Source organism: Microbacterium sp. (assembly GCF_051860965.1).
Classification (GTDB): Bacteria; Actinomycetota; Actinomycetes; order Actinomycetales; family Microbacteriaceae; genus Microbacterium.
In genome coordinates this window covers 371,443-393,433 of sequence record NZ_JBIMKU010000004.1, presented here as the reverse complement: position 1 = coordinate 393,433, position 21,991 = coordinate 371,443, and the positions used below count along the sequence as shown (strand labels likewise).

23 protein-coding genes are annotated in these 21,991 nt (G+C 66.2%); 6 read left to right on the top strand and 17 right to left on the bottom strand.

Annotated elements, in window-relative coordinates; translation table 11 throughout:
* Positions 1 to 18 precede the first annotated feature (18 nt).
* Positions 19 to 468, bottom strand: a complete 450-nt coding sequence (locus ACTIFV_RS10315; RefSeq protein ID WP_024476682.1) for an aldo/keto reductase — start codon at positions 466 to 468, stop codon at positions 19 to 21.
* Between ACTIFV_RS10315 and ACTIFV_RS10310 the strand changes: the two genes are divergently transcribed.
* The 3 genes from ACTIFV_RS10310 (at position 350) to ACTIFV_RS10300 (ending at position 2,614) form a co-directional block, all read left to right on the top strand.
* A complete protein-coding gene (locus tag ACTIFV_RS10310) occupies positions 350 to 799 on the top strand; it encodes an IclR family transcriptional regulator (RefSeq protein WP_084423838.1) in 450 nt (149 codons plus the stop codon). The two genes, ACTIFV_RS10315 and ACTIFV_RS10310, sit on opposite strands and share 119 nt — an antisense overlap.
* Before the next feature lie 161 nt (positions 800 to 960).
* Positions 961 to 1,683 (top strand): alpha/beta fold hydrolase, encoded by a 723-nt coding sequence (locus ACTIFV_RS10305; protein ID WP_439592687.1) that lies wholly within the window; start codon positions 961 to 963, stop codon positions 1,681 to 1,683.
* 16 nt (positions 1,684 to 1,699) lie between these two features.
* Positions 1,700 to 2,614 (top strand): alpha/beta fold hydrolase, encoded by a 915-nt coding sequence (locus ACTIFV_RS10300; RefSeq protein WP_024476680.1) that lies wholly within the window; start codon positions 1,700 to 1,702, stop codon positions 2,612 to 2,614.
* A gap of 1,037 nt (positions 2,615 to 3,651) precedes the next feature.
* Here the strand turns inward: ACTIFV_RS10300 and ACTIFV_RS10295 are convergent.
* Positions 3,652 to 4,002 (bottom strand): winged helix-turn-helix transcriptional regulator, encoded by a 351-nt coding sequence (locus ACTIFV_RS10295; RefSeq protein WP_024476679.1) that lies wholly within the window; start codon positions 4,000 to 4,002, stop codon positions 3,652 to 3,654.
* A 71-nt stretch (positions 4,003 to 4,073) separates the two neighbouring features.
* On the opposite strand from ACTIFV_RS10295, the gene ACTIFV_RS10290 reads away from it, so the two are divergent.
* Entirely contained in the window at positions 4,074 to 5,081 is a 1,008-nt protein-coding gene (locus ACTIFV_RS10290; protein WP_024476678.1) for a zinc-binding alcohol dehydrogenase family protein, read from the top strand.
* Between the two features lie 55 nt (positions 5,082 to 5,136).
* On the opposite strand, the gene mobF is transcribed toward ACTIFV_RS10290, so the two are convergent.
* The 10 genes from mobF to ACTIFV_RS10240 form a co-directional block, all read right to left on the bottom strand.
* Complete coding sequence (gene mobF / locus ACTIFV_RS10285; protein WP_439592699.1) at positions 5,137 to 7,629, bottom strand: MobF family relaxase; 2,493 nt, start codon at positions 7,627 to 7,629, stop codon at positions 5,137 to 5,139.
* A 402-nt stretch (positions 7,630 to 8,031) separates the two neighbouring features.
* On the bottom strand, positions 8,032 to 8,280 hold the full coding sequence (locus tag ACTIFV_RS10280) for an SHOCT domain-containing protein (protein WP_439592686.1): 249 nt from the start codon (positions 8,278 to 8,280) through the stop codon (positions 8,032 to 8,034).
* Between the two features lie 158 nt (positions 8,281 to 8,438).
* Positions 8,439 to 8,636 carry a YHS domain-containing protein gene (locus ACTIFV_RS10275; protein WP_439592685.1) on the bottom strand — a complete coding sequence of 66 codons (198 nt, stop codon included), beginning with the start codon at positions 8,634 to 8,636 and terminating at the stop codon, positions 8,439 to 8,441.
* A gap of 33 nt (positions 8,637 to 8,669) precedes the next feature.
* Complete coding sequence (locus ACTIFV_RS10270) at positions 8,670 to 11,174, bottom strand: heavy metal translocating P-type ATPase (protein WP_439592684.1); 2,505 nt, start codon at positions 11,172 to 11,174, stop codon at positions 8,670 to 8,672.
* A gap of 37 nt (positions 11,175 to 11,211) precedes the next feature.
* The gene (locus ACTIFV_RS10265) at positions 11,212 to 12,093 is read right to left on the bottom strand and encodes a WD40/YVTN/BNR-like repeat-containing protein (RefSeq protein WP_439592683.1); all 882 of its coding nucleotides are present in this window, start codon (positions 12,091 to 12,093) and stop codon (positions 11,212 to 11,214) included.
* A 56-nt stretch (positions 12,094 to 12,149) separates the two neighbouring features.
* Positions 12,150 to 12,743 (bottom strand): DUF305 domain-containing protein, encoded by a 594-nt coding sequence (locus ACTIFV_RS10260; RefSeq protein ID WP_439592682.1) that lies wholly within the window; start codon positions 12,741 to 12,743, stop codon positions 12,150 to 12,152.
* A gap of 95 nt (positions 12,744 to 12,838) precedes the next feature.
* The gene (locus ACTIFV_RS10255) at positions 12,839 to 13,273 is read right to left on the bottom strand and encodes a DUF6153 family protein (RefSeq protein ID WP_439592681.1); all 435 of its coding nucleotides are present in this window, start codon (positions 13,271 to 13,273) and stop codon (positions 12,839 to 12,841) included.
* 31 nt (positions 13,274 to 13,304) lie between these two features.
* Positions 13,305 to 15,581, bottom strand: coding sequence for a heavy metal translocating P-type ATPase (locus tag ACTIFV_RS10250; protein WP_439592680.1), 2,277 nt, complete (start codon positions 15,579 to 15,581; stop codon positions 13,305 to 13,307).
* Positions 15,578 to 15,904: a heavy-metal-associated domain-containing protein gene (locus ACTIFV_RS10245; RefSeq protein WP_439592679.1), complete on the bottom strand. Its 327-nt coding sequence runs from the start codon at positions 15,902 to 15,904 to the stop codon at positions 15,578 to 15,580. Before ACTIFV_RS10245 ends, ACTIFV_RS10250 begins: the two co-directional genes overlap by 4 nt.
* A gap of 29 nt (positions 15,905 to 15,933) precedes the next feature.
* Positions 15,934 to 16,215 carry a metal-sensitive transcriptional regulator gene (locus ACTIFV_RS10240; protein WP_439592678.1) on the bottom strand — a complete coding sequence of 94 codons (282 nt, stop codon included), beginning with the start codon at positions 16,213 to 16,215 and terminating at the stop codon, positions 15,934 to 15,936.
* Between the two features lie 87 nt (positions 16,216 to 16,302).
* On the opposite strand from ACTIFV_RS10240, the gene ACTIFV_RS10235 reads away from it, so the two are divergent.
* A complete protein-coding gene (locus tag ACTIFV_RS10235) occupies positions 16,303 to 16,614 on the top strand; it encodes a thioredoxin family protein (protein WP_439592677.1) in 312 nt (103 codons plus the stop codon).
* A 192-nt stretch (positions 16,615 to 16,806) separates the two neighbouring features.
* Here ACTIFV_RS10235 and ACTIFV_RS10230 read toward each other — a convergent pair whose 3' ends face one another.
* Genes ACTIFV_RS10230 through cmtR form a run of 3 tightly spaced genes read right to left on the bottom strand, consistent with a single transcriptional unit; the run spans position 16,807 to position 18,923 of the window.
* Positions 16,807 to 17,865 carry an EamA family transporter gene (locus ACTIFV_RS10230; protein WP_439592676.1) on the bottom strand — a complete coding sequence of 353 codons (1,059 nt, stop codon included), beginning with the start codon at positions 17,863 to 17,865 and terminating at the stop codon, positions 16,807 to 16,809.
* 9 nt (positions 17,866 to 17,874) lie between these two features.
* Complete coding sequence (locus tag ACTIFV_RS10225; RefSeq protein WP_439592675.1) at positions 17,875 to 18,567, bottom strand: cation transporter; 693 nt, start codon at positions 18,565 to 18,567, stop codon at positions 17,875 to 17,877.
* Positions 18,564 to 18,923, bottom strand: a complete 360-nt coding sequence (gene cmtR, locus ACTIFV_RS10220) for a Cd(II)/Pb(II)-sensing metalloregulatory transcriptional regulator CmtR (RefSeq protein WP_439592674.1) — start codon at positions 18,921 to 18,923, stop codon at positions 18,564 to 18,566. The genes ACTIFV_RS10225 and cmtR overlap by 4 nt, the downstream gene beginning before the upstream one ends.
* A 330-nt stretch (positions 18,924 to 19,253) precedes the next feature.
* On the opposite strand from cmtR, the gene ACTIFV_RS10215 reads away from it, so the two are divergent.
* On the top strand, positions 19,254 to 20,081 hold the full coding sequence (locus ACTIFV_RS10215; protein WP_439592673.1) for a TSUP family transporter: 828 nt from the start codon (positions 19,254 to 19,256) through the stop codon (positions 20,079 to 20,081).
* Between the two features lie 117 nt (positions 20,082 to 20,198).
* On the opposite strand, the gene ACTIFV_RS10210 is transcribed toward ACTIFV_RS10215, so the two are convergent.
* Together ACTIFV_RS10210 and ACTIFV_RS10205 are read right to left on the bottom strand one after the other, a co-directional pair.
* A complete protein-coding gene (locus ACTIFV_RS10210) occupies positions 20,199 to 20,612 on the bottom strand; it encodes a low molecular weight phosphatase family protein (RefSeq protein WP_439592672.1) in 414 nt (137 codons plus the stop codon).
* Positions 20,609 to 21,991, bottom strand: a complete 1,383-nt coding sequence (locus ACTIFV_RS10205) for an FAD-dependent oxidoreductase (RefSeq protein WP_439592671.1) — start codon at positions 21,989 to 21,991, stop codon at positions 20,609 to 20,611. The genes ACTIFV_RS10210 and ACTIFV_RS10205 overlap by 4 nt, the downstream gene beginning before the upstream one ends.

The following is a 21,991-nucleotide window of genomic DNA, read 5'->3' as shown; positions in this document are numbered from 1 at the left end:
TTTGGTGTTCTTGGTGGACTAATGACCGTTCTCGGGCAGGTCAGAGTCCCGCGCGGCGGCTTCGCCGTTGTCGAGGGACGCAAGCGTGGCCATCTGGTCGGTGCTAAGGCGGAAGTCGAAGACCGAGAGGTTCTCGACCAGGCGTTTGGGGTCTGACGATCTCGGCACCGGCACGAGGCCCTGCTGCACGTGCCAGCGGAGCACCACCTGTGCCGCCGTTCGTCCGACGTCCGCCGCGATCTGCACGATCGTCGGGTTCTCCCGCAGCTCGGGCCCGCGGCCGAGCGGGCTCCAGCTCTCGGTCACGATACCGAGCACCTCGTGCGCGCGTCGAGGAACGGTACGGGCGATGTCGGGGCTGAGCTGGATCTGGTTCACGTCGGGCACGACCCCGGTCGCGGAACCGACGACGGCGGTGCGAGTCGCTTCACGGTTGGGCAAGGAGATGCCGGCCCATTGCACCTCCACGGGAAAGGTTCTCCTGGCGCAGCTCCCGCGAGAACAATTGGACCGTCTCTACCCCGACGAGCAACTCTCACAGGTGACTCCGCAGTCGATCCGTACCAAGACCGAGCTCCTCGCACAACTGGATCTTGTCGCGAAGCAGGGCTATGCAACGAACCGGGAGGAGAGCGAGGAGGGCGTGGCCTCGGTGGCCGTGGCCGTTCCCTCGGCGAGCGGGCTGCGGTTGGCGATCAACGCATCTGCCCCGGTGTTCCGCTTGCCTCCCCGCAAGGTGAAGACCCTCGTCGCACTCCTCGATGAGGCAGCCGTACGTCTGGCCGACCTGACCTCCTGAAGGCTCGTCGTCTCTTTCCCCTGCGACCTGGTGCAGGGGTCGTTCGGCGCGTTCTGAAGAGAGCTCGAGCCATGCTGGACTGTTGGCGCCGCGCAAGCTATTGTGTCTTCTAGTTAGGAACAAGTTCTGCTCAGCAGATAAATATGCGAAGAGGATGATCAATGCAGATCGTACTGGTGCACGGCGGATGGGTAGGCGGCTGGGCGTGGGACGGCGTCGCCGACGAATTGCGCAGAATGGGGCACGAGGTGATCGCGCCGACGCTGCGCGGTCTCGAAGACGGTGACGTGGACCGCTCCGGCGTCACGATGAGCATGATGGCGCGCGATCTGATCGATCAGGTAAGAGAGCTCACCCAGCTCGACATCGTGCTCGTCGGTCATAGCGGCGGAGGTCCGCTCATCCAACTCGTCGCTGAGGCGATGCCCGAGCGCATCGGCCGGGTCGTCTTCGTCGACGCCTGGGTGCTGCGCGACGGCGAGACCATTAACGACGTGCTCCCCGATCCGTTGGTCGCAGCGATGAAGGCGCTTGCGAGTCAGTCCGACGACAACACCGTCGTCATGCCGCCTGAGCTCTGGGCCGCGTCTATGCAGGACATGTCCCCGTTCGAGCAGCAGCAGCTCGCCGCGCTCGAGCCGAGGCTCGTCCCAACGCCGGCAGGCTGGTCCTGTGAGCCGATCCGCCTCGACCAGTTCTGGGCGAGCAGCATCCCGTCAAGTTATGTGTTCCTCGCTCAGGACCAGGCCGTTCCCGCTGAGATCTACCAGGCCGCGGCCGGGCGGCTTGATAGTCCGCGCACGATCGAGATCGACGGAAGCCATTTGGTGATGCTCACGCATCCGGAGAGGCTCGCACGGGCCCTCGACGCCGTCATTGCCTAACAGGCCTGGGGAAGCTATGGATTCGATTTCACGCCCAGACGACGTCGCGCCGATCTCGTACACCGAACTGGCGCCGTCGGGTGCGCCTGCTCGGTGGATCGTCCTCGTGCACGGGGGTGGTGTCTCGAAGGAGTGCTATCTCGAGACGCCCGACGGCCGACAGGGCTGGGCGGCACGATTGGTATCGCTTGGCTACGGTGTGCTGGTGGTGGACTGGCTGGGGTTGTCCTATGAGGCGGCCCAACACGTCGATGATCGTGCGGCGTCTGCGCGGCTGGACTATGAGAGCGTGTGCCGAGGGATGGGCGTGTTCCTCTCTGGTCTCGGCCGGAACGTCGTGCTGGTCGTGCACTCGATGGCAGGTCCGATTGGCTTCCGCCTCCTAGAGACGCATGGCGATCTCATCGACGGGCTCGTAGCCGTCGCTCCGGGCCCGCCTGGAAATGTACAGGCGGTGCCCGAGATCGTGAGGGAGTCCGACCAGGAGGTCTCCATCCGTGGAGCGGCCATCGACTGGACCATCCCGAAGATGGGTTTCTGGGAACCCACAAGCGCCTTCGTGAACGACAAGGCCATCGGACCCAGCCGGCGGTTCCCCCGCGAGTGCATCGAGGTGTTCCGCCGCACCCTTCGGCCGATCCCGGCCCGGATGCTTTATCAGCGTCAGAACATCGGTGGGAGCCAAATGAGGATCGGGCCGACCGACGCGTTCACGAACAAGCCGATTCTCGTCTTCACGGGTGGAGCCGATACCGACCACCCCTCGCAGCTGGATCAGGACATCGTGGCCTGGCTCACCGATCAGGGCGCCGCCGTCACCTTCTGGTCGTCCGAACTGCCTGTTCTCGCTGGGAACGGCCACATGCTGATGGTCGAAGACAATAGCGACGAGCTCGCTGACGAGATCGCGCGGTGGATCACGGCGCTCTGACTCGCCACCGTATCGTCCCGGCCATTATTTCAGCCGACCCGACGTCCCCAACAGCGGAGGAGAACGCCAGTCGTTTCCTTCGTGTCACTCGAGGGAACGCTGTGCCAGCTCGTTGCCGACTACGACTTGGTCGATCGGGCCCTTGCTCGAACTCCTCATTTCATACGTCTGGCGATGGACTCAAGGGAGATGTTCGCCGACGGCCGCGTGCAACTCCAGGTCATCGGTGGACAGCTGAGGCGTCTGCCACGACGCATCGAGACGATCGGTTCGCAGCTCGAACGGAACGTTCGGGCTGAGCATAAGGATGTTCCGAGACCTCCAGGAACGCGGATGGATCGGTTCGTTGGTCGGGGAGCTGACGACCACCCTGGTTGGCGTGGCGCTTATCGTCGCTGCGGTGCTACTTTCGGTCTCGGGGGGTGGCCCCCAGCTCGCCCCGACGTCGCACTCCTACCGTTCCTAGGGGCGGGGTGGTCGGCCTCGCGGGCAGGCTCCTCGTGCTGAGGCCGCTGCGCACCTCCTTGATGCGCACCACGCTGATCGCCGGATCCTGGCAAACTATCCCGCGACGCGAATTCGCAGGGGGTGTCGGCGCGACTTTCGATCGACGTACAGTGCCGTCCGTTAACAAACGATCGGTTCGTGCGACCGAACTGTCGAACGCCTGTGCATCGCTGCGGCGAGTTCCTCATGGCGCAGTACCTGGGTTTCGCTTCCGGAAGAAGATTTCACGAACCCCAGCGACACGGTGTTGCGGTGACGTTCGACGAAAGAGAAGAAGGATGGCCCGGCGAATCCCAATCGCGCGAAGTCTCGCCTTCGAAATGACAGAAGCGCTCCTGTGCTCGCGCGTCGGTTACTTCGCACCTTCTAGGTGTGACGTTATCAATTAGGGTGATGACGACCGGTGACGGGTACCGGTACCTGCTGAACTCTGTCGTGTCCGGTGACGGCGACCGCGACGCCTCGTCTGTGTTGACGCGGTATTACGCGGAGGCCGGGACTCCTGGCTCGATGTAGCGCCGAGGGGGTCGCTACTGGTCGGTTCCGACGTTGTGTTCAACCCAGTCGCGCAGATGCTTCAACGGGGCGGCTGCGCTGTGTCCGAGGTCAGTAAGTTCGTACTCCACGCGAGCGGGAACCTCGGGGTAGACGGTGCGAGTGAGCAGGCCGTGGTCTTCGAGACGCTTGAGGGTCTGGGACAGCACCTTGGGGCTGACGCCTTCCAAGCGTCGTTTGAGTTGCCCGTTGCGTTGCGGCCCGTCTTCGAGCGCACCGATGGCCAGGGCGCTCCACTTGTTGGCGAGCAGGTCGAGCATGTCGCGGCACGGACACATGGCCGCGTACACGTCGTTCCGGTCGCACTCATCCACGGTCTGACTCATACGTTCATGGTATCCGATGGGTACTAGGTTGCCTTGACGGTAACCAGTAGGTCTGGGGAACCATAATTGGCATGACGGCTACGACTGCGATCGGATACGAGAAGAACCTCCCCGCCACCGACCCCGAGGCGCTGACCGCCCGCGAGGTCGAGGTGCCCGAACTTGGACCGCATGACTTGTTGGTCGAGGTCGAGGCGGTCTCGGTGAACCCGGTCGATGTGAAACTGCGGGAAGGCGCTCCTGCGAACGGGTTCAAGGTGCTCGGCTTCGACGCCGCCGGTACGGTGCGCGAGGTCGGCTCAGCGGTGACGCTGTTCGCTCCGGGTGACGAGGTGTACTACGCGGGCAGCATCGACCGGCCAGGTACGAACCAGCGCCTGCATGTTGTGGATGAGCGGATTACGGGGCGCAAGCCGCAGGTGCTGTCGTTTGCCGACGCTGCTGCGCTGCCGCTGACGGCGATCACCGCCTGGGAGACCCTGTTCGAGCGGCTCGCCCTTACCGAGGACTCGACCGGCACCCTGCTGGTGATCGGCGCGACCGGCGGAGTCGGATCGATCATGCTGGCACTGGCCGACGCGCTCCTGCCGAACGTCACCGTGATCGCCACCGCCTCCGACGATGAACGCTCCGCCTGGGTGCGCAACCTGGGCGCGGAGCATGTGGTGAACCACCGCGACGACCTGGCTGAGCAGGTGCTCGCCGTCGCGCAGGATGGCGTGGACTGGCTGTTCACCGCGCATTCCGCGGGGCAGATCGAAACCTATGCGCGGATCGTTCGAGCGTTCGGGCATATTGTCGCCATTGACGACGGTCCGCGCGACGTGTTCCCGCTCAAGGGCAAGAGCATCGCTTGGCACTGGGAACTGATGTTCACCCGCCCGCTCAGGCAGACCCCGGACATGATTGAACAGCACCAGCTCCTGAACACTGTCGCTGACCTTGTAGATCAGGGCCGCATCCGCACCACGGCCACAACGACACTCGCGCCGATCTCACCGACCACACTCCGCGAGGCGCACGAGTTGGTCGAGAACGGCCGCACAGTCGGCAAGGTCACCGTCCACAGATGGGAGTAGACTGAAACCGCGCGCACGCGCATGTTCACAGGCGAGTGCGTTTGCAGAACCTCGGCTAGCCGAGGTCGACATTCTCAGTCACGTAATCGGCAGGCAGCCAGAGCGGTCGAGACCCGATGCGGTCAAGGTTTCGCACGCGCAACGAGCCATCGCGACGAACCGCGACGACCCGCCACCGCGAACCGTTGCGCACCCAGTTGCCTCCCGATCGCAGTCGGCGGTCGTTCTTCCGGGTGATGACGACGTCGCCGACGGATGCTGCCACGTCATCGCGCAGCGGCGCTTCGGCATTGGCATCCACGACGCCAGCGAGGATCAGTTCGGCACGCGCACGTCGGTTGAGCGCACCGACCGCTTCCCCCGTATCGGCGACGAGCACCGACGACATGCCGGCGGCCATGTCTCGTAGCCACGCACTGTAGGCCGCATCGGACATTGCATCGGCATCGCCGCCAACGATTCTGTCGTGCGCGCCGTATGCCTCCAGGGCCTTCGGTCGCCCGCTGCGGAGGTCGAGGGATGCATCCTTCTCCCACGCGTTCCGGAAGCGGTGGACGTCTACGAGCTCGGGAGGATCGGAACTTGCTTCGACCAGCATCCGGAACGCGCCGCCTGCATCGACCGACTGCAGTTGCGCCCAGTCCCCCACGAGGAGGACCTTCGCACCCGTTTGCATCGCGACTGTGCAGATGCGGTCAAGCGTCAGGGTGCCGGCGAGGGACGCTTCGTCGATGATGACGAGCTGGCCGGCGCGCATCGCCGCGTGCCCCAGGCTGTTGTCGTGCAACCACTTGGCCGTGTTCTCAGTGGCGATACCGAGGTCGTCGGCAAGTTCGCGAGCGGCGGCAGCGGAAGGCGCGAGCCCGATGACCGAGCCGCGCCCGTGCTCGTGCTCCCACGCGAGTCGAAGAGCATGCATTGCCGTCGTCTTGCCGGCACCGGCCGGGCCGATCAACACATCGAGCTTGCGCGACGAGGTTGCGATCGAATGCAGGGCATTGCGCTGATCCTCGCCGAGGACGATCCCGTGATTGCGGCGCGTTCGCTCGGCGTGTTCGAGGGTTGCAGCGCCGACGACCGGTCCGTCGGTCGATTGCGACGCGGCGAGCAGTCGCTCCTCCGCATCGAGGAGAGCGATCGATGAGTATCGCTCGGAGGTCCTCGGACGGAAGACGCTCGTGCCATCCGCACGTCGGAACTCGGCGGGCGAGAGTGCAAGTTCAGGCGGCGTGAGCCGAACGGAGCGTTGCTCCGCGGCATCCGTGATCATGCCCACTATCGCCTCCCGGTCTTCGGTTGCGATGAAGCGCCACCCCATCGTCTGCCTCGCGGTTTCGGCGTAGAGGTTCCAGTGACTCCAGGTAGAACGGCGTTCGCTTGCGGCCGCGACCACGCGCGCCGCGAGTTCGTTCAGGATGCTGTGCGACACGTCTTCCGCGCGCGAAGGCGTCGGGGCATCCGCGTCTCGGATCACGGCTCGAGCCCATGTTGTCGCGTCGCTCCCGAGCAGTCGACTCGCGCGGATGCGCCACTCGTGGGTGAGATCCGCGAGCGATCGGAGTTGCTTGTCAGGGCGAGTCGACAGCGTCGCCTGCTGGCGTAGCCGGATGACCGTGACCTTCGACGGCGCGCGCCTGTGCGCAGCGATGTACTCGTCGATGAGCCGATCCTTCTCAATGTCGATGTGACGCGAGCGCGACGAGAACTCGGCTACGAGATCCTCGGGAACGGTTGCGATCGCCCAGACGGCGTTGCGATCGGCTTCGCGCTCGCGCCGCTCCCACTCGACGCCGAGCGCACGCGTCAGGTGGTCGGCGAACACAGCGTTGTGCAATTCGGAGAGCGCCACTGTTGCTGCGTGCAGCGGTCGCCCGTCAAGCGAGCGCCACTTGCCGTCGAACACGGTGCGCACCTTGTTGCTCACCACGACGTGCGTGTGTAACTGCGGATCGCCGGCTCGCGAGTCGAAGTGATCGAAGGCGGCGGCGATCAGTCCCGTTACCTCGACCTGTGCAACGGCGCCGTCGCGCACTGCTTCGCCAGTGCGTGTGGCGGCGAGTTCGCGCTCCATGAATGCGAGCACTTCATGGATCGCCCTGTGATGAGCATCCGCGATCTTCGCCTGAGTATCGGCGTCGGCGATCGCCCACAGCACGGATGCCGACTTCGGCAGCGAGAAGGTGAAGTCGTAGCCGGCCACGGCGCGGCGGCGGGTCTGCTGCGAGGTTGTCGACCCGGGTGAGGTCCTGCCATCCGGGTCGGATTCGGAGGCCGCATACTCGGGATACGCCCGCCCGAGAGGAGCGCCAGTTCCGGGGTCTCGCCCCATTCCCAGCAGCAGCTCGAGTTGGGCTTCGGAGACCCGCGATCCCGCATCGATCCGCCCGTCGGCAAGGGCCAGCAGCCCGCTCCCGAGCCACCGCCCAGGTGGCGTCCCCGCCTCTGCGTAGTAGCGGGTAAGCGGGGTGGAAAGGGGTCGTTCTCCATCGGCCGCGGCAACCGTGCGGAGGAGGTACTTGTAACCATCCCCGGCGCTCATCACCCGCATCGACACCGACACCCTGGCACCGCCTCTCCTCTGCCAGAGAGGTGCGCCGCCATGCCCGCGTCAGCGAGCACGGCCCTCGATCTGCAAGACGTGTGGAAGTTTCGGTTGTTGTCGCCGGCGACACGAGTGACCGGTGCTGGCTGAGGCACGCCCTTCGCAATCCTTTCGGCGCCGCATCAGCTTCATGCGGCCGCCATCCAGTCCAAGCGACAGTCGAATCGCGGGCGCTCTCGGTGCGCCTTGCCACGTTTTCGAACCTTCGTGGAGAGCTGGCAACACGGGCGTCGTTTGCAAAGACAGTGCGTGACCACCGTCACCACGCGCCATTCTCTAGGCCTGGAAGTGCCTGCGTCCATGGTCGTTGGACTGCTTTGAATTGAGTTATCGGCGAAAGGCTCGATTCTAGGTCCGCTCTTCGAGGGCACGCGAGATCTGGCGGAACTCGTCTGGGGTGAGCTCGCCGCGCGCGAGCCGTTCCTCGGCAATCTGCCGTGCGGAACTCGTGGCGACCGGCGGCATGTGACCCGTCGGCGACGACGAGCCGCCGCTAGATGCGCGGACGATCAGCACGATCAATCCGGCCAGGATCAAGACGAGCAGGATACCGCCGATCCACATCCATCCCCATCCGAAGCCGTGTCCGTACATCATGAGATGTCCCATCCGATCGGCCGCTCGGCCGGTTCACACTCTGATCCTCCTCCCCCGGTCGCATCGATTGAGGGCCGAAGGTCCCACGATCCCGCAACGACCGCAAAGGTTTGCAGCCCGCGGCTCAGGCTTCTTGGGCAGCTGTGGTGCGCATCGTTTCAGGCTTTCGAGTGCGGGTGACCGTAGCGGTGGGGGTCCGCGTCGAAGGCGCGGGCACAGCCGAGTGAGCAGAAGTAAAACGTGGCCCCATCATGCTCGCGCGTGGTAGCCGCCGTTGCCGGGTCGATCTCCATCCCGCAAACCGGATCTGTGACGAGTGTCGGGCCGTCGGTGGTGCTCTCATCGTGGCGTGACATGGGAGGTCCTTTCAGTTGTTGTGATGTGCCTTCCTAGCGACCATTGCTCGGCAGGGCCGTCGGTGCGGGATTGTTCGCTGTCGTGGGTGCGGCTGGCGCGGGGAGGCGCAGGCGCTTCAGCATGAGCGCGTTGACGGCGACGATGACGCTCGAGCCGGACATGGTGATTGCGGCGATCTCGGGTGTGAGCATGATGCCCAGCGACGGGTAGAACACGCCTGCGGCGATGGGTAGTGCGACGGCGTTGTACCCGATGGCCCACCCGAGGTTCTGCCGCATCTTGCGGACGGTGCCCTTGCCGATCCGCAGCGCGGTTGCCGCGTCGAGGGGGTCGGAGCGCATCAGTACGACGTCGGCGGTCTCGATCGCGACGTCGGTGCCGGCTCCGATCGCGATGCCGAGGTCGGCCTGTGCGAGGGCGGGGGCGTCGTTGACGCCATCGCCGACCATAGCGACTTTCTTGCCTGAGCGTTGCAGCTCGGCGATCTTGGCGGACTTGTCCTCCGGGAGCACTTCGGCGATGACCGTGTCAATGCCCAGCAGCGCGGCGATCCGCTTCGCGGTCGGTTCGTTATCGCCGGTGAGCATCACCACCTCGATGCCGGACTCGTGCAGTGCGGTGATCGCTGCCGCGGCGGTCTCGCGTGGCGCATCGGCGAGGGCAATCACGCCCGCGGCTTTGCCGTCGACGGCGAATGCGATGGCGGTTCGTCCGGTGGCGGCGAGTTCGTTCTGTGCTGCGGCGATGGAGCTGATGTCGATTCCTTCGTCGGCCATCAGTCGGGCGTTGCCCATCACCACGCGGCGGCCATCGACCGTTGCAACGGCACCGAGGCCGGTGACGTTGCGGAATGAGCTGGCGGTGCGGCGGGGAATGTTGCGGGCGTCGGCGTAGGCGACGACGGCTTTGGCGAGCGGGTGCTCGGACTCGCGTTCGGCTGCGGCGGCGAGGGAGAGCAGTTCGATGTCGTTCATCCCGATTGGGATGTAGTCGGTCACTTCGGGTTCGCCCTTGGTGAGGGTTCCGGTCTTGTCCAGCACGACAGTGTCGATGTGTGCGGCCGATTCGATCGCTCCGGCGTTCTTGAACAGCACGCCGCGTTTGGCGCCGAGACCGGTGCCGACCATGATGGCGGTCGGGGTTGCCAGGCCCAGCGCGTCGGGGCAGGTGATCACCACGACGGTGATGGCGAACAGGATCGCGGTGGGCACCGGGGCGCCGATCAGCCACCAGACGAGGAAGGTGACCGTGCCGCCGATCAGGGCGACCAGCACCAGCCAGAACGCGGCCCGATCGGCGAGGCGTTGCCCTGGGGCTTTGGAGTTCTGCGCTTCCTGAACGAGAGCGACGATCTGGGCCAGCGCGGTGTCGGCACCGACCTTGGTGGCCCGCACCCGCAGGGTGCCGGTGGTGTTGACGGTGGCGCCGATCACGGTGGATCCGGCGGTCTTGACGACTGGGAGGCTTTCGCCGGTGACCATGGATTCGTCGATCTCCGACGCGCCCTCCTCCACGGTCCCGTCCGTGGGGATCTTCGCGCCGGGCCGGACCAGCATGAGGTCCCCGGGTATGACATCGGAGGTGGGCACCTCGAGCTCTTCCCCGTTTCGGAGGACGACCGCGCGGGGCGGGGCGAGCTCGAGGAGGGTGCGGATAGCGTCGTTCGCGCCGCCGCGGGCGCGCATCTCCACCCAGTGGCCGAGCAGTACGAAGCTGGCCAGCACCGTGGCGGCCTCGTAGAACACTTCCCCGCCGCCGGTGAGGGTGACCACGACGCTGTAGAGCCAGCCGGTGCCGACCCCGACGGCGACCAGCACCATCATGTCCAGGGTGCGAGCCCGAAGGGCACGCCAGGCGCCGTCGAAGAAGATCCAGGCGGAGTAGAAGATCACTGGAAGGGAGAGGATCAGCGAGAACCAGTCGTCGCGAAGCCCGAATGGTGCCGGAACGGTGAACCCGAGCACTTCGCGGCCGATGGGTGACCACAGGATGATCGGCACCGACAAGACAGCGGCAACGATGAACCGGTTGCGCATATCGCGGATCATCGCCGCCATCGACATCCCCGCATGGCTCCCGCCGTGCCCCATCGCATCCTGACTCGTACGAGCAGGCATCCCCTCCCCATGCCCACTGTGGGCATCGCGTCGCAAAGGCTCAGCAGGGGCCACCGCATGATCGTGCATCGGCGTGCCCGCGTCGGCGCCGTGCCCCGGGTGCGCATGTGCGGAAGGTCGGGTGGGCGCCACCGTCACGCCCGCGTCGTGTGCGTGGTCGGGGTCGTGAGCGGGATCGCAGATGTGCTCGGGGACGGACTGCCCGGCGCAGTGGTAGCCGCAGTCGATGATCCACTGCCGCAGCTGTGCTTGTGAGTTGAGCTGCGGGTCGTAGGAGACGTTTGCGGTCTGGGAGACCGGGTTCGCCTCGACATCCGTTACCCCGGGCTGGCGGAGAAGCGTCGATTCGACGATCGACTTCGACGATGCCCAGGAGACTCCCTCGACTTCCAGGACGACGGTGCGCGTAGTTCCGTTCATTTCTGTTCTCCTGCTCCGTGAAGCCGATGCGGCGTGCTCATGAGGTGGGCTCGGTTCTGATGACGACTCGCCAGGTGTTCCCTGCGTCGGATGTGGTGCGGACTCCGCCCTCGTCGGCGATCACGACGATCCCCTCCCAGCTGACGGCGATCGCGGACGCGGTGCCGGTGGCGTGCCCGGCAGTCCTCCACACCGCGTCGGGCGTTGTCGCCCCGGTCCAGATGGTGCCGTCGGTATCGACGCCGATGATCCCTTCCTCCACCGTCGGATCGGCCGTGATGACCAGCAGCGCGGGCGCGTTCGGCACAGGCGAGAAGGTGGTGCCGCCGTCGCGGCTGACCATCAGCCCGTCTGGGGTGGTGGCGGTAACGATGTCGGCCTTCATCGTGTCGATGCTGATGTCCCGTGCCGTCAGCGAGACAAGATCCGCCCAGGTCTGCCCGGCATCGGTACTCTCCGCCAGGACGGCCCGGTCCGAGGGGAGCCCGAGGAGGATCTCGGGTGCGGCGGGGGTGGCGGCGAGCATATGAAAGTCGGTGACGCCCGCCAACGAAACCTGCTCCCAGCCGGCCTCGCTGTAGCGGACCAGGCCCACGTTCGGGGCTGTGAAGGTGTGGTCCTGGTTGGCCGGGTCAGGGTGGCCGGACGCGAGGATCGTATCCCCCTGGACGGTGAGTCCCATCGCATCGAATGTGGTCTTACCGACGAGAGAGACCTCATCGGTGGTGAGGTCGACCAGATAGACACCGGTGTGCGCGCCGACCAGCAGCGCCCCGTCCAGATCGAACGCGACATCGTGGACATGCGGAATGAGGGCGGGCGAGGCATCGCTGTCAGGGGACGCGGTGCAGGCAGTGGCGGTCAGGGTAAGCGTCGCGGCGAGGGTGGCGGCGGCGAGGGTGCGGGCGTGTGTGGTCATAGTGGCGTACTCCGGAGACAGCGGGCCGGCCGTCGAGTGCGGCCGGCCCGTGCCGGTCAGAGTGTCGCGAGAATGTCCTCCATCGTGGCGATCTCGGCAGTCTGGGAGGCGATGATGTTCTCCGCAAGGGTGATCACATCGGGGTTCTGCCCGTCATCGACCTCGTCTTGGGCCATCTCGATCGCACCCTCGTGGTGCACGATCATCTGCTCCAGGAACAGGCGGGAGGCCTCAGCACCGGTGGCGTCCTCGAGGGCTTGCATGTCGGAGTCGGACATCATCCCCCCGTGGTCCATTCCGTCTATATCCCCCATCGGGGTGCCCCACTCGTCAAGCCAGGACTCCATCAGCTCAATCTCGGGGCCCTGAGCTGCCTTGATCTGCTCAGCGAGAGTGAGCACGCGTTCGTCGATGCCGTCCTTGGCGAGGATCATGTCGGCCATCTCGACCGCTTGCTCGTGGTGCGGGATCATCATCATCGTGAACTGCATGTCGGCGTTGTTCACGTCGGCGGCCGGAGATGCGGATGCCGATGAGCCCATTCCGGGCATGTTGTCCATCCCGCCACTGCTGGTGGTGCTGGCGCAGCCAGCGAGGGCGAGCAGGGCGGTCAGGGTGATCGCGGCGGTTGCCGCAGCACGGTTGTTCATTAGGTCTCTCCTCAGTCGTATATGAGGCGCACGAGCCGGTGCCCGGGCGCGCGAATGCTGTGCCCACCCGCAACGGGGTCGGCTGACAGCACTCCTCAGGTGCGACTGATGCAGAGAACCAGAAGGGAAGGTGGTCGAGGAAGGACGGTGGCACGGGCGATCAGGGCCGGGCCCGCGCGCAGCGCGGCCCCCCAGGTGATGCCCACGCGCGGGAGGAAGAGCAGCAGCGAGACGATCAGGAGCGCGAGGACGCAGGCCATCGCCAGCATGCTGGCGTGCCCGCCGCAATCCGCGCAGTCCCCGTCGGTCGCCGGCTGGCTGGCGCCGTGGTCGGTGATGCCCACGCTGCCTGTGCCGTGCTCGTGCATCGCCGCTGTCGTGGGTGCGGCGGTCTCAGTGTGACTGTTCAGGGAGTGCATCGCGAGCAGCCCGACGATGATCGCGGCGGTGACAGTGATGAGCAGCAGCAGCGAGTGGCCCAGTCCGCGCGGGCCGGGACGCAGACGCTGCGCTAGAGCGATCATCGACATGTCACCTCCCTCTTTTCCAGGGTAGACCGGCTCAGACCGGCTGCGGGGTGCGGTCGGCCGACGCGGGCGCCGTAACAGCGGGTGCGGGGTGGGGGCGGAAGCTGCGCAGGCGGAGGCTGTTGGTGACCACGAACACGGAGGACAGCGCCATGGCAGCCGCGGCAACTAGCGGGTTGAGTAGGCCGAGCATCGCGATTGGGATCGCGGCGATGTTGTACGCGAATGCCCAGAACAGGTTGCCCTTGATGGTGCCCAGGGTGCGGCGGGACAGCCGGATCGCGTCGACCACGACGAGCAGGTCGCCGGAGGCGATCGTGACATCGGACGCGGCGATTGCCGCGTCCGTGCCGCCGCCCATTGCGACACCGAGGTCCGCGGCGGCCAGGGCTGCGGCGTCGTTGACTCCGTCGCCGACCATGGCGACGACCCGGCCGGCGGATTGCAGCTGACGGATCACCTCGAGCTTCCCGGCGGGGGTGACGCCCGCGCGGACATCGTCGATGCCGACCTGGTTGGCGATGTGCTGCGCGGCGCCGGCGTTGTCGCCGGTGAGTAGCACCGGCGAGAGGCCGAGGGCGCGGAATCGTGTGATTGCTTCGGCGCTGGTGGGCTTGACGGTGTCGGAGACGGCGATGGTGCCGAGGAATTCGCCGGCGCGGGCGACCGCGATCACCGTGGCCCCGGCCGCTTCCAGAGCCTCTGCCTCTGTGCGGTGGGTGATCGGCGGGTGCACGCTCCACTGATCTTCAACCCACAGCGGCCGGCCGGCGACCACGAACGCGCCGTCGACGACGGCCTGCACACCGAACCCGGCATGGGACAGGAAAGACTCGGCCTGCGGCGGGATGCCGTCGGCAGCGGTGACGATGGCGCGGGCGACGGGGTGCTCGGATCCCCACTCGGCCGCCGCCGCGGTGGACAGGAGATCCTCGGCGGTAACGCCGGGTGCGGGTGAGACGGTGGTGACGGTCATCGTGCCGTGGGTGATGGTGCCGGTCTTGTCCAGCACGATGGTGTCGACCTGGCGGGTCTGTTCCAGCACCTGCGGTCCGCGGATCAGGATCCCCAGTTGCGAGCCGCGGCCGGTGCCGACCAGCAGCGCGGTCGGTGTCGCCAACCCCAACGCGCAGGGGCAGGCGATGATCAGAGTCGCGACCGCGGCGGTGAACGCGACCTCGAGTGACCCGCCGACCAGCAGCCACCCCACGAACGCCACGATCGCCAGGACGATCACGATCGGAACGAACACCCCGGAGACGCGGTCGGCGAGGCGTTGCACCTTGGCTTTACCGGTCTGGGCTTCGTCCATCAACCGTTGCATCCGTGCGAGTTCGGTGTCGGCGCCGACCCGGGTGATCTCCACGATCAGTCGTCCGCCGACGTTGACAGTCGCCCCGACCACGCGGGAACCGGTGGTCACCTCGACCGGGACGGATTCGCCGGTGAGCATGCTCGCGTCAATCGCGGAAGCCCCATCGACGACAAGGCCGTCTGAGGGGATCTTCTCCCCCGGCCGTACCAGCACATGGTCGCCGACGATCAACTGGGACACGGAGACCATCTGCTCCGCGCCACCGACCAAACGGGTCGCGTCTTTCGCACCGAGATGCAGGAGTGCGCGGAGCGCTTCGGAGGAAGACTTCTTCGCCCGGGCCTCCGCGTATCGGCCGGCGAGGATGAATACCGTCACCAGAGCGGCGACTTCGAGGTAGATCTCGCCGCTGCCCGCTTCGGGGCTGCCGAACAGGGTGAAGGTCATGTGCATGCCGGGCATCCCGGCCATCCCGACGAACAGCGCATACAGGGACCAGCCGAACGCGGCGATCACTCCGACGCTGATCAGGGTGTCCATCGTCGCGGCCCCGTGGCGGGCGTTCACGAAGGCGGCGCGGTGGAAGGGCCACGCCCCCCACACCGCCACCGGGGCAGTCAGGGTCAAAGCCAGCCACTGCCAGTAGGTGAACTGGAGCAGCGGGATCATTGACATCAGCGCGACCGGCACCGCCAAGGCGGTGCTGATCAGCAGCCGGCGACGCAGCGACACCAGCTCGGGGTCTTCCGCGGGGGTGTCGGTCGATGTGGGCTCGGGCGCGATCGGTGCGGGCAGCACCGCGGAGTACCCGGCGGATTCGACCGCCGCGATCAGCTCCGCCGTCTCGACACCGTCCGCGCGCACACGAGCCTTCTCGGTCGCGTAATTGACGGTCGCCTCGACCCCAGGGAGCTTGTTCAGCTTGCGTTCGATCCGCGTCGCGCAAGACGCGCACGTCATCCCGGAGATCTCGAGCTCCACATCGAGCGCGCTCATGCCGGGCTGCCGGCGAGGGCGTACCCCGCCTCCTCCACCGCGGCGCGCACGCGTGCGGCATCGATCGGGGCAGCGCTGTGAATGGTCACACGCGATGAGCCGCCCGCATTCAGATCGACCGACACGTTCTCGACCCCGTCAATCGCGGTGATCTCCTCTGTGACGCTCATCACGCAGTGCGAGCAGGTCATCCCGTCCACCAGAACATCCTGTGTGGTCGTCGATACAGCAACGCGCGTGTCGGTGGCGGACGCGGTGGAGCAGCAGGTGCAGCCGGTGGCGGAATCTGTCAGGCCCAGGTCGATGCGCTCGTTCGTGGTCATGATGGTGTCCTCTCGGTCGGGGGGTGCGGTTAGGAACGGACCATGCGGGCGATCGCCTCGTTCGCTTCACGGATCTTCTCCGCAGCGACGGCGCCGCCCTCAGCAGTCGCTTCTGCGACGCAGTGCGACAGGTGATCGGCCAGGAGGGACAACGCCACCGTCTCCAGTGCGCTGGTCGCGGCAGAGACCTGCGTGAGGATGTCGATGCAGTACTTGTCGTTCTCGACCATCCGCGCGATCCCGCGCACCTGACCCTCCGCGCGGCTCAGCCGCTTCAGAAGGTCATCCTTGTTTCCCGCGTACCCGTTCATATCTCGATACTATACCCCCCTATGGTATTTTGGGCTGATCGCCACTGATCCCTTTGGTATTGAAAGGCGCTGGCGGAGGATGAGGGAATGAACATCGAGGTCCTGCACCTCGAGGACTGCCCAAGTTGGGTCGAAGCCGGGAGCCGCCTCCGTGAAGCGTTGGATGCGACCGGGGTCGGTGAGACGACCATCACGTACCGACTGCTCGGCACGTCCGCGGACGCAGCCCAGGTCCCCTTCGCGGGTTCTCCCACCATCACGGTCGACGGCCAGGACTTGTTCCCCAATGGCGGGCGCACCGTGGACCTCGCGTGCCGGGTCTATCTGACTCCCACCGGGCTGGCGGGACTCCCCACGACCGAGCAGCTCATCGAAGCGATCGACGCACGTGGACACTGACGCGGCCGTCCGATGTTCCTGCTGCGAGCGAACCCTTCCCCGACGCAAAGTCCACGCGCTGCACGGCACCGCCGGATACGTGTGCCGGCGCTGCGGGCTCTGGATCGCGCTACGGCTCCACAACGACCGACGCGCGGACGACTGACCACTCGCTAGCCGAAGGCCGGATCTTGCTCCCGCCCGACCGCGGCGCTATGTCGACGGGTGCGAATGCCGGTGATGGCTGTCAGGGTAGTGCTCGTGCGCGTGGGTGAGCTCAACGTGCATGTGTGGATGCCGGTGACGGGTGCCGGCTGAGACCGGCTCGGCGTGTTCGTGGTCGTGATGCTCGTCGGGGTGGGTGTGCCAATGGTCGTGCTCGAGCAGCTCGTGGGTGTGTGGGTGTTCGTGCCGCTCCGTGAGATGCAACCAGACCCCAAGCGCCATGAGCGCTCCAGCGATGATCAGCGGGATCGTGAGCGGATCCCCCATCGCGATCGCCAGGACGGCGCCGAAGAACGGGGCGATCGAGAAGTACGCGCCTGCACGCGCGGTGCCGATGTGACGGAGGGCGACGATGAACAGCACCAGGCTGATCCCGTACGCAAACAATCCCGTGACCATCGCCGCCCCGACGTTCAGCAGCGGCGGAAGTGACGCGCCGAGCAGGAAAGCGAGTGTGAGGTTGACCGGTCCCGCAACAAGGCCCTTGACGGCAGCGAGCCAGGTCGCGTCGTGGAGGGCGACCTTTCGGGTGAGGTTGTTGTCAATCCCCCACGCGAGGCACGCGCCGAGGATCGCCAGTGACGGGAGGATGCCGGCGAAGTCGGCCTGGCCGGGCCAGGAGAGCACCACCGCACCGGCGACGATCGCGGCCATACCGAGCGCGATGCGACGGTCGAAGTTCTCCTTGAACACGAACCACGCCAGCAGCGCGGTCGCCACCCCCTCCGCGTTCAGCAGAAGCGATGCGCCGGATGCCGGCATCCCGACCAGTCCGAACATCAGCAGCACCGGGCCGACCACGCCGCCGAAAAGCACCGCCCCGGTCAGAGGCAGCAGCTCCCGGCGTTCCAGACGCACCCGGGGTGCCTGGCGGATCAGCCGGTAGAGGCCGAGGCCGATCCCGGACCCGAGGTAGAGCAGGCCGGCGAGCATCCAGGGGCTCACGTCGGTGAGCAGCAGCTTCGCGATCGGGGTACCCGCACCGAACAGCACCGCTGCGGCCAGGGCGGCCTGAACGCCGGTGTTGCGCAGGGAGGTCAGTCGCACGATTCCACGCTACGCGTGCTCGTGGCGACCGTCATGGTCATCGTGGTGGTGGTCTTCGATTTCGAGTTCACCGGTGAGGGCGGCGACCGGCACGGTGCACGCGTCGCCACGCCACGCTTCGCGCCCTTCCTTCACGGCGAACCCAGCGATGAACAGTGCAGCGAGGGAATCCGCCCAGGCCCAGCCGAACAGGCTGTTCAGCAGCAGGCCGACCAGGAGCGCCGCGGACAGATAGGCGCAGATCAGGGTCTGCTTCGAGTCAGCCACCGCTGATGCGGAGCCCAGTTCCCGGCCGGCGCGCCTCTCGAGCCAACTCACAAAGGGCATGATGGCGAGGCTGATCGCGGCCAAGGCGATCCCGACCGGGCTGTGCTCCGGCTCCCGCAGGCCGGTCAACGAGAGCACGGCGTCGACGGTCACGTAGGCGGCTAGGGCGAAGAACGAGACGGCGATGATCCGCAGGGCGGGCTTCTCCCGCGTCTCGGGGTCGCGGGCGGAGAACTGCCACGCGATCGCAGCCGCGGAGAGGACCTCGACGAACGAATCAAGCCCGAAGCCGATCAGCGCGGCGGATGAGGCGACCCCTCCGGCGATCAGCGCGATGATGCCCTCGACGACGTTGTAGGTGATCGTGAACGCAACGATCCAACGGATCCGCCGACGCAGGATGACTACACGGGCGGGGTCAGTCGTGACGCTCACGCCACCGCCCCCGCACCGCAGCACAACGGGACGGCACAGTCGGGGTCGACGCACCCGGTGCCCTCGTCGACCGCGAGCACAACCTGCACCACCGCGCCGATCGCGTGAGTGAGGTGCGGGTCGGCGATCTCATACCGGGTCTGCCGCCCCTCCGGCGTCGCGACGACAATGCCGCACCCGCGCAGGCAAGAGAGATGGTTGGACACGTTCGTCCGGGTCAGATCGAGGTCGCGTGCCAGCTGCGCCGGGTACCCGGGCTGGTCAAGGAGCGAAATCAGGATCCGCGACCGGGTTGGATCGGCCATCGCACGACCCAACCGATTCATCACATCGACGCGCGAAGACAACGTCAGCATTGACTGACTATACAGCCTCCAGTGACCTATACAGGTCTGACAGCGGGACAGAGCCGCGTGGAGCTCCGTGCAGCGCAAGCCGATCCCCATCTGGGACACTCTTGGTCGTCTGTGAAATGTTGAGGTGGCCCCCGTTGTGACGGCTTGGTTTGGCCCCACCTCATCGTGGTTCTCGTCTGACAGGTTGTCGACGGGGAGGGCTGGGATGGTGTCCTGGGTTGATCTGTTCGCGAGTATCCGCAGGGGATGCTCGTGTTGAGGGGTGTCGCAGCACCCAATCTCGGCACGCCACAACCCGCCCGAACCGCGGCAGCCCTTTAGCCTGAGCCAGTGACGTCCCCCGAGCTGCAGCCCACCCCAGCCGGGACCCGCCCCCGACACCGGTCCCTCATCGTCGTGTTCCTCTGCGGCGCTGCGATCGGCATCCTCGGCGGAATGATCGGACTCGGCGGCGCAGAATTCCGGCTGCCGCTGCTGATCGGGTTCTTCGGGTTCGCCGCTCTCCCCGCGATCATCATGAACAAAGCGATGAGCCTGGTCGTGGTCATCACCGCGATCCCCGCACGCCTGATCGCCGTCCCGCTGACAGAACTCTCCCCCTACCTCTATATCGTCCTGAACCTCCTCGCCGGCAGCCTCATCGGCGCCTGGCTCGGCGCGCACTGGGCCACCAAACTGGCCTCCAAAACCCTCCACCGGGTCATCGCGATCTTGCTCGTGCTGATCGCCATCCTGCTAGTCGTGACGCACTTCTTCGCCTTCGAACCCCTCAACCTCACCGACGCGCCTCGCATCATCCTCGGCGTCGCCGCCGGCGTGCTGATCGGCGTGGTCGCCGCGCTGATGGGCGTCGCCGGAGGCGAGCTGCTGATCCCCACGATCGTGCTGCTCTACGGGACCGACATCAAGATTGCCGGAAGTCTGTCCCTGCTGGTGTCTCTGCCGACCATGCTGGTCGCGTTCGCCCGCTACAGCAGAGACAACAGCTTCGCCGTCCTCGGACAAAACAAGGGCTTCCTCATCGCGATGACCCTCGGATCCATCGCCGGCACGGTTGTCGGCGGACTTCTTCTCGGAGTGATCCCGAGCATCGTCCTCATCCCGCTACTCGTGCTGCTCCTCGTCCTTTCCTCGATCAAGGTCTGGCACCACGAATAGCGCAGCTTTACCAGGGCTGACGGCCACCCCTCAGGGCTACCTCAAGCTGCTCACGAAGCGCAGCGACCTCCGCCCGCTGTGCCGTGACAATAGCTCTCTTACCTGATCCGCCAGGAGTCAAGGTCTGCTGCTCGAAAGCATTTCCGCCGCGAGGCCGCGAATCTGCAATGCGATCCCATCGCGCATTGTGCGCACTCCGTTGATGTCCCACTCCTCGGGATTTGCGAACTCCCACTCGACGAGCCTCCCGGTCACCGGGCCAGGGAGAGATAGACCGGGCTTCATTGTCACCACCACGTCCGCGGTCGCCAGATCCTCTGAGGTGATCAGCCGAGGCCGCGCCGCCGACGTGTCAGCGCCCACCTCCTGAAGTGCCTCGGCGACGACGGGGTTGATCTCGTCCGCTGGACTGACGCCGGCGCTCCTGGCGATGAATTGGTCGGGCGCGACGACTCCCAGCAGGTGTGCTCCAAGTTGCGATCGGCCCGCATTGTGCTGGCAGATGAAGAGGACGGTCGGCGGGGTAGTCATGCGAGAGCTCCGATCGGTTGGTTCGCTCGCGACCATGCCTGTGTCGCCGCTTGAACGGCATCCCACGGTGATCCCAGCGGTGGGGTGTAGGAAAGATCGAGGTCGCTGATCTGGTCGACCGTCAGGCCGGCGAACAGCGCCGTCGCATAGATGTCGACGCGCTTGGCGGTCTCCGTGCCGAGCCGGCCGACCAATTGAGCGCCGAGCAGAAGACCGGAGTCGGTGTCGCCGGTGATGCGGATGCTGATCGGCTGCGCTCCCGGGTAGTAGCGCTTGTGGTCGTCTGCAACGGTTTGCGCACTGGCCGGTGAGTAGCCGGCAGCAACCGCTTCGTGATCGCGAAGCCCGGTGCGGGCGGCAACGACGTCGAAGACCTTGACCACCTGAGTCCCGACAGAGCCCGCGAATCGCGCCGAAGCGCCCAGCGCGTTCTCCCCTGCGATACGGCCCTGCTTGTGAGCAGTCGTGCCCAGAGGGAGATACGTCACACCAAGCAAGCGGTGATGGGTCACGACACCGTCGCCGGCGGCAAATACATGCGGCACCCCGGTGCGCATCTGCTCGTCGACGACGACTGCCCTGCCTGCGCCGAGGGTCGCTCCGGCATCCTCGAGCAGGCTCGTGTTGGGGCGAACTCCCACGACAGCGAGGACCAGGTCGGCGGTGTACGTGACAGATTGCCCCTCCCGCTCAGCCCGAACGATGAGCCCCGTCGCCGTCTTCTCCACGGCGCGCACGGTGGTGTTCGTGTCGACAACGACGCCGTGCTCGATCAGTTCGGCATGCACGAGACACGCCAGCTCCGGGTCGAGCGTGGACAACACCTCGGGGCCGCGCTGAAGTTGGGTCACCGCGATTCCTCGAGCGGTGAAGCCCTCCGCCATCTCGAGCCCGACGTAGCCGGCGCCGATGATGATGGCGCTGCGGGGATCACGTTCGGTGAGGTGCTTGTCCAGGGCGAAGGTGTCGCCCATGGAATGGATGACGTGTACGCCGTCGTCAGGTCCGAGCTGGTCGAGACCGGTGATGCCGGCGTAGGCGGGAAGCGCGCCGGTGCCGACGATCAGCTCGTCGTAGTCGATGACGGACTCGCCGCGTTCGTCTCGCACGGTCAGCTGACGGCCGGCAACATCGATTCCAGTCGCGAGCGTATCCAGTCTCAATCGCATGCCGGTTGCTTCGAGGTCGGCGCGCGTGCGGTGGGCGAGCGACTGCCAGGGCTTCACATCACCCGAGAAGAAATACGGGATGCCGCAGATGGAGTAATTCGGATACGAGTCGGCGACCACGACGGTGACGTCGACGTCGGGGTCGAGTTCTCTGGCGCGCAGCGCAGCGGAGATCCCCGCGTCGCTGCCGCCGATAGCGACAAGGTGCAT